Source organism: Acinetobacter sp. SWAC5 (assembly GCF_003419885.1).
Lineage (GTDB): Bacteria > Pseudomonadota > Gammaproteobacteria > Pseudomonadales > Moraxellaceae > Acinetobacter > Acinetobacter cumulans.
Genome location: NZ_QUWR01000049.1, coordinates 1 through 6057, shown reverse-complemented (window position 1 = coordinate 6057; position 6057 = coordinate 1). Strand labels below are relative to the sequence as shown.

Here is a 6057-nt window from a genome sequence, read left to right as displayed (position 1 = left end):
GATAGTCTTTTTCAGATTCAATCAATAATTGAACCGCTCTTTCTCTGATTTCAGGGGTATATTTTAATTTGGTCATCGGAACATTCTCTCAGAATACTGAGTCTCCGACAAACCCGGTACGGTTCAATACTTTATATGAAATATGACCTTTATAGTAGCCATACAATTAAATGATAGCATCATTATCGCAGCAGACAATAAGCGAGTTGTAATAAAAGAAACAGGTGAAATGCAATTCAGTTCTGAAAAAGCTGCTAAAATTTACACGTGGGATCAAGGGATTATCACAGGTACTGGTGAAAGTTATGTCATTAGCCGATCCATTGAACTATTTAGGCAACTGGCTCATTTAGACCATAATAAACTCCCTCTATGCCTGGATATTTCAAGACAAATTAGAGAACTAGAAATTGGCACAGACTACTTTCAAGTTGAAAATACTAAGTTACTCTGTTCCTGTTATAGCGAACGTGGTGCACAACTTTACGTCATCCAAAGATTTGGCCCTTCACAACCGTATGAACTTAGTGCTATTCCTACGATGGATATTACAGTTTGGTTGTATCATCCTAACATTGATGCAATTTCCGAGGATCTACACAACCTCCATCGAGATCTAAAAGATTATGTAGCCTTTACCCACAAAGCGGACTGGATCAATTACTACATTAATCGCCTAGCCCCAATCTACCAAAAACAAAGCCAACACGATCCATTAATGAGTCAGAGCTTTGATTTCTTTTTCCAGACAAAGGATGAATACCTCACTGGCCATATTCCGAATACCCAAAAGACAGCCCTAGACTTCAAAGAAATTTCCTCTAATTTAGGTTCTATTTGAAATTATGGTAATCATATGAAATGATTAATATTTTTTATATAATTTATTATTTCCAATTAGTTGTTTTTAGAGCCGATTATAAAAATCGGCTTCACCTCAAAATTTGAATTTTTTAAATCAAACAATCACATTCAACGTCACATCAATATTGCCACGTGTCGCATTTGAGTAAGGGCAGACAATATGCGCAGCATCAACCAATTTTTGCGCCTCAGCTTGTTCTAGACCTTCCAAATGAATATTTAAAGTCACTTCAATGCCAAAACCTGTTGGAATAGGGCCAATGCTGACATCACCTTCCACATACACATCAGGTGTGATTTTTAAATGATCACGATTCGCCACAAATTTCATTGCACCTAAGAAGCATGCAGAATAGCCCGCAGCAAAGAGCTGTTCAGGGTTAGTTCCGCCACCAGCACCGCCCATTTCTTTAGGTACTTTAAGTTGAATATCTAAAATACCGTCGGATGAGGTTGCTCGGCCATCACGTCCTCCAGTTGCTTTTGCATGTGCTGTATAGACTGCTTTTTCTAAACTCATTGTTATTCTCTAAATATTCTTAAGGGAGTATTCATCCTGTCTGAAAATCGCACAGGAATAAGCAGTGATTTTGTAAATATTGAAGTAGGCTTCAGTGGAAAATAGATAGAAAAAGCAAAAGAGATGAATTAAATGACGATACGAGTAGGGAAGTGTTGTTCATTGATAGTCTTAACTACCAATGAACATTTTTGGTATTGTTTACCAAAGGCCTGCAATTTTTTTCATTAATTGCGCACGGAAAGGGGCAGTCGGGTTGCCTGCATTACGCTGAGTTTCATTTTCATAAAACTTTTGCCAAGTCTGAACCATTTCTAAAGTGACATCTTGTGTTTTTAGCTTTTCAACGTCTTCTTTACTGATGTTATTTAAGCGTTTTTCCGCACCATCAGGTCCTGTTCCCCAACCAATAATACCCTGACCAAATGCAGGCAAAGACATATTGTTTGGTGTTGGTGGAATCGCTAAACGGTCAATATTTGGGTCAACCAAAGATTTAATGGTTGGTCGTACTTTTTCTGAAATTTGAATCTCAGCAAAAGAGGCAACAGAAACGGAAAGCAGTACAGCAGAAAGGAGAACGGATTTAAACATTGGAATAAAACCAATTTTAATAAATAAGAATCATTATTATAAATAAGCTGGCAGGGATTTACAGTACAACATGATGTTAAATCGTGCTATTTGCTAAATTAAATAAGCAGATTAGTCGCTATACGAATTAGTCGGATATTGTAGTAAAACACGATGTTGCAATAGGGGCATAGATGCCCGAACTTGATTTTGCTCTTCTAAATTCGATGGAACGGTGATGATGGATGCACCTTCAGTTTGGATCATATCAAGCAATTGGCCACGACTGTCTGACGCGCCTGCATGGCCCCAAGTTTGGCGTTTTTCACCATGCCAACCTTGTTGTGCAGCACCCAAAACTAGGCATTGCGTATCCATTGCGCGTGCTTGTAATAACAATTGCCAATGCATCTCACCTGTAGTGTAGGTAAAGGCTGCGGGCGCTGTTAAAATATTTGCGCCTTGCGCACGCAGTGTGAGTGCAAGTTCTGGAAAGCGCAAGTCATAGCAGACCATCAGGCCAATATGACCAAACGGCGTTTTTGCAACCACTGGATCTGTGCCTGGTTCAAAGAACTTAGATTCTTGATAACCACCGACAGCGTCACCCACTTGTACATCAAATAAATGAATTTTGTCATAACGTGCTTCTGTACGCTCTGGGCTAATGCACAGGCTAACTGTCCGTACTCGACCATCTTTAATAATTGAGCCATCTGGACGAAATGGGCAAGGTAAAGTACCTGCGACAATCCAAATGCTATAGCGATGTGCAAGCTGTTCTAAGCGTTGTTGAAAAACTTCAAACTGCGCAGCGGTTTCACGCTGTTTACCTGCAGCAAAGCAGATAAAATTTTCAGGAAACACAATGAGACTTGCTCCCTGAGCTTTACTTTGCTGAATCAAAGATTCAATGACAGAGAAGTTTGCTTCTATATCATTTTGTGAATTCATTTGAGCAACAGAAAGAAAAGTCATGGAGTTCTCAATGTGAAAAAAAGGGGGGAGATTACGCGTTGTGTTGTACAGCAGTTTGGTCGATAGAATCTTGCTCTTTTTGCAATTGTTTCACTAAGGGCTCAAACATATTTTGATTGCTTTCATTGAGTTTCATCAATGTTTTATGCGCATCTAATACGGTGCAAAGCATATTGTTATGCGTTACATTTTCTTCCATTAATGTACGTGTACATACATTTGGATCGCCACAATAATTCAAAATCACAAATACCTGCCCAAGCCCCATACTGTTGGCGAGCGTGGTAATATCTGAATTTGTTGAAAGCATGACTGCTTGAATGTGATGGATTTGTTTGAGCTTTAAGCCCAGCTTAGCCAAAATGCCTAAAACTGTACTGTCAATAAATGTAGTTTGGGTTAAATCTACGATCGCACCAACGACATTCTCTTGTTGTTCAATTTTATTTAGCAGCTTGTCTAAACTAATGCAAGATTGGGCACGCACTTCGCCTATAAGCTTAAAAATATGCGTTCCATTCAAGCTTGCATATTCAACATGACCTGTTGACATATAAATGCCATTTGCAGAGAAGGATAGTAAATTATCCCATAGGGGCACTGCTTACTCAAGTATCCGAAAGGATGATTCTATAGTGAAAAACGATAAATATTTGATTTATAAATTAATTGATTCGACGCAAGCTTAGAATTGCAATATCATCGGCAACGTGCTCGGGTGCTTGAAATGATTGATTTTGCAAGTGATGTACCAATTGACGCAATTGTTCATTCAATCCACCATCGAAAGGTTCAAGTGCGCCATCTGAACAAATAATAAACCGAGCATTCGGTTTTAGTTGGCATTCAAACTCTTCCACTTCTAAGTCTTCTGTTAAACCTAATGGAAAACTACTGGTGGTTAAAATACGAGGTTCTTGGTCTTTTTCAAATAAAATTGCAGGGGGGTAGTGGCCTGCACTCGACCAGCGTAAATGATGTGTTTCAATATTTAAAATACCCGCAATCATCGTGATGTGCTTTTCGATATTTTCTTGCACCAGCATGCCGTTAAGCTTTTTAATCAGTTCACGAGGATTTTTAGAACGACCGTGGAAAGCAGCCATCCATGAGGTTAATAGACTACTGGTCACCCCATGGCCGGAAACATCTGCCAAATAAAACATGATTTCTTTATCGCTAATTTTCCAGTAATCATACCAATCGCCAGATAAATAAGCAGAAGGTTGAAATAAAGTCTCGATTTTATAATTGAATAATTCAATAGGATTGGGCAGTAATTTTTTTTGTAATTCAGCCGCTGAAGGTAGATCGCGACTGTCTTGATTACGCTTGTATTTGGCATCAATTTTAATAAGCGCTTTTTGTGGGTTTGAAGGGAGTTTGCTCCAAATCCAACCTGCCAGCGCACCTTGTTCCCAAGCGGCAGCCAAAGCCAAGCCTTCATCTTCTAATGCCAGCGCAATCGTCGGCAAAGTCCACTGATGTGTTAGATAATCCTGTACATCAGCAATTGCAATAATAGTCGGGTCATACAAATGGAGATCTTCAATGCGAATCATTTGAACACTGGGAAGTGTGTCTAGTACCTGATCTAGATGTGGAATATCACGGGTCGGTTGAATGAAATACATAAAGAAATAAGATGATCCTGAAGTATCATGAGCAATATACTATAACAAGCATTCGCAGGGCGGAGGAGAAAATCATCATCCCCCGCAATTAAATTAAAACTATTCTGTGGCGTGATCGTCAGAAGAATCAGTGTCTACTGGATCTGAAGATTCATCCTCTGGATCGTCGCCTTCATCACTAATAAACATATTTTCATCTGCAAGGCCCTTTTTCTCAGCAACAATAAAGTTTAGGCGTTGTAGATAAATATCACGAATTTGAGCATATTTATCACCTTGTAGGACTTTTTCAAGATCGAGCAATTCCGCACGACTATCAACAGCACGTAAGGCTTGTTCAGCCCAAAAGACACCTTTATGGTCTTCTAATATATAGCGTTGTGGGCGCGCAAAACTATCAGCAGCAAAGCCTACCGTTTCACGAGTTGTACTTGGGCCTAATATAGGAAGAACCAAATAAGGTCCAGTAGGCACACCATAATAACCAAGAGTTGTGCCAAAGCCTTCGGTTTCTGCTGTTAAATGTAAGCGACGTGCAGGGTCTGCAAAGCCTAAAGTGGTTAGTGTATTAATGGTAAAACGGCCTAAGCTTTTAGCAGCATGCATCGGGCGACCTTGAACCAGTTGATTCACCGCATTCCAAGGCTCATTTAAGTTTTTACGAAATTGACGATATGAGCCACGAACAGGCTCGGGTACTTTTTCTGAATACTGCACTGCAATAGGACGTGCAACATTACGATCTAATACATCGTTAAACTGATAAACCTTACGGTTCCATGCTTCAAAAGGATCTTTTTCTTCATCTGCTTGTGATGCTGAAGCATTTACAGTGAGTTTTTTTACGACTTCACTAGATTTTGTTGCAAACTTCGAATTAGACGAAGTCGTAGATGAGATAGATTCATCTGATGGCTCAGCTGCAAATGCAGGTGAAATCGCAAGGGTGAATAGCAAACTTGCAGATAAAAAAGAAAAATGATGCATATAGAATGATCCCAAAATTTATTATTGGCTTAATAAAGCTGACTCAATCATAAATAAAATCGCTTTAATAGTCTTGAATATCGAACCATTAAAGCAAATTTGCCTAAAAAATGAATCAAAAAAATGAAAAATGGCTAAAAAGCATACGTATGACTGTTATTTTTCAAAAAAAATAAAAAATAGGGTTGCAACGGATGTGAAATGCTGTAGAATGCACATCCATCGGCGGTGATGAAGATTAAAACTTCTGATAAAACAAGGACTTGATTGAAAAGATTAAGTTTGGTTTTAGAAAAAAAGTTTAAAATAATTTGAATTACTTGTTGACACTAAATAAATTTAGTGTAATATAGCCGACCTAGCTTGCTGGTGATGAACCAACAAGAAGATCATTAAGAGATTATGAAGAACAACTTGTGTGGATTTTTACTGGTTGATCAATCGAATATATTTTCATTGATAATTGGTAGAAATTTCTCGAAGTTTATTTGAGCAAATATT

At 38.6% G+C, this 6057-nt stretch carries 7 protein-coding genes; 1 reads left to right on the top strand and 6 read right to left on the bottom strand.

Annotated elements, in window-relative coordinates:
• The first annotated feature begins 142 nt into the window (after window positions 1-142).
• The gene (locus DYI81_RS17470; protein ID WP_117008180.1) at window positions 143-841 is read left to right on the top strand and encodes a hypothetical protein; all 699 of its coding nucleotides are present in this window, start codon (window positions 143-145) and stop codon (window positions 839-841) included.
• Between the two features lie 117 nt (window positions 842-958).
• Here the strand turns inward: DYI81_RS17470 and DYI81_RS17465 are convergent, their stop codons facing one another.
• The 6 genes from DYI81_RS17465 to DYI81_RS17440 all read right to left on the bottom strand — a co-directional run bounded on the left by DYI81_RS17465 (window position 959) and on the right by DYI81_RS17440 (window position 5556).
• Window positions 959-1384: an organic hydroperoxide resistance protein gene (locus DYI81_RS17465; protein WP_117008179.1), complete on the bottom strand. Its 426-nt coding sequence runs from the start codon at window positions 1382-1384 to the stop codon at window positions 959-961.
• A gap of 201 nt (window positions 1385-1585) precedes the next feature.
• Window positions 1586-1978: a DUF4951 domain-containing protein gene (locus tag DYI81_RS17460; protein WP_117008178.1), complete on the bottom strand. Its 393-nt coding sequence runs from the start codon at window positions 1976-1978 to the stop codon at window positions 1586-1588.
• Window positions 1979-2089: 111 nt separating this feature from the next.
• A complete protein-coding gene (locus DYI81_RS17455) occupies window positions 2090-2935 on the bottom strand; it encodes a carbon-nitrogen hydrolase family protein (RefSeq protein WP_106986207.1) in 846 nt (281 codons plus the stop codon).
• Window positions 2936-2966: 31 nt separating this feature from the next.
• On the bottom strand, window positions 2967-3488 hold the full coding sequence (gene gigB, locus DYI81_RS17450) for an anti-anti-sigma factor GigB (RefSeq protein ID WP_106986206.1): 522 nt from the start codon (window positions 3486-3488) through the stop codon (window positions 2967-2969).
• A gap of 112 nt (window positions 3489-3600) precedes the next feature.
• On the bottom strand, window positions 3601-4569 hold the full coding sequence (gene gigA, locus DYI81_RS17445; RefSeq protein ID WP_106986205.1) for an RsbU family protein phosphatase GigA: 969 nt from the start codon (window positions 4567-4569) through the stop codon (window positions 3601-3603).
• Between the two features lie 99 nt (window positions 4570-4668).
• Entirely contained in the window at window positions 4669-5556 is an 888-nt protein-coding gene (locus tag DYI81_RS17440) for a VacJ family lipoprotein (RefSeq protein WP_117008177.1), read from the bottom strand.
• Window positions 5557-6057 lie beyond the last annotated feature (501 nt).